The organism is Vibrio sp. 03_296 (assembly GCF_002265885.1).
In genome coordinates this window covers 1-745 of the sequence record NZ_NPKW01000820.1, presented here as the reverse complement: position 1 = coordinate 745, position 745 = coordinate 1, and the positions used below count along the sequence as shown (strand labels likewise).

The 745-nt window shown below is 51.5% G+C and carries 1 pseudogene; it reads right to left on the bottom strand.

What is annotated here, in order from left to right:
• Positions 1 to 39: 39 nt before the first annotated feature.
• Positions 40 to 745 (bottom strand): annotated as a pseudogene (locus CIK04_RS28135) (3,4-dihydroxy-2-butanone-4-phosphate synthase); the annotation flags it as partial.

Sequence of the window (745 nt, the reverse complement as noted above, 5' to 3'; positions counted from 1 at the left end):
TGCTTCAAACATTTTGACAGGTGAATCAGCAGCTCACGGTGACTCCTCATTACCCACGATCACCAGAACGCCCCTTCTTGGCCAATACGCTTCATCGCTTTATCAAGCGTCCAACTGCGCTCAGCGTTACGATCGCTGCGCAGTAAATCGGTAAAGGTGTCTTGCAAGTGAACACGAACCAGTGGCGTTTGATCACCCACCGTGCCTTTACGCAAAGCAAAGTGGATTTGATTATCAATGGTGTCGCGGTACGTTATCAGATCAAACTCACCAAACTCAGTGGGTAGCTTGCACTCTGCAACGCGTTCAATCGTGGTTTCGGTATTGTTTCGATACTCAATCAAATCGGCAATGGTGCCGAGTTTGAGACCATGTTGCTCAGCAAACAACTTCCAAATCAGGTCGGCGCGCCATGGTGCCATCGTCATTAAGGATTTCAACGATAACAGAGGCTGGTTCGAAACCCGCTAAACGAGCAAGGTCGCAGCCTGCCTCGGTATGACCCGCGCGAGTCAACACCGCCACCATCTTGCGCAGCCAATGGGAAAATGTGCCCCGGTTGCACCAAATCTGCCGCTTTAGCTTCTTTTGCTACTGCCGCTTGAACGGTTCGAGCGCGATCCGCCGCTGAAATACCGGTTGTCACGCCTTCCGCCGCTTCGATGGAAACAGTGAAGTTTGTCGTGTATTGCGCGTTGTTATCTTGCACCATTGGCGGCAATCCAAGGATCGTTCCTTCTGCTGA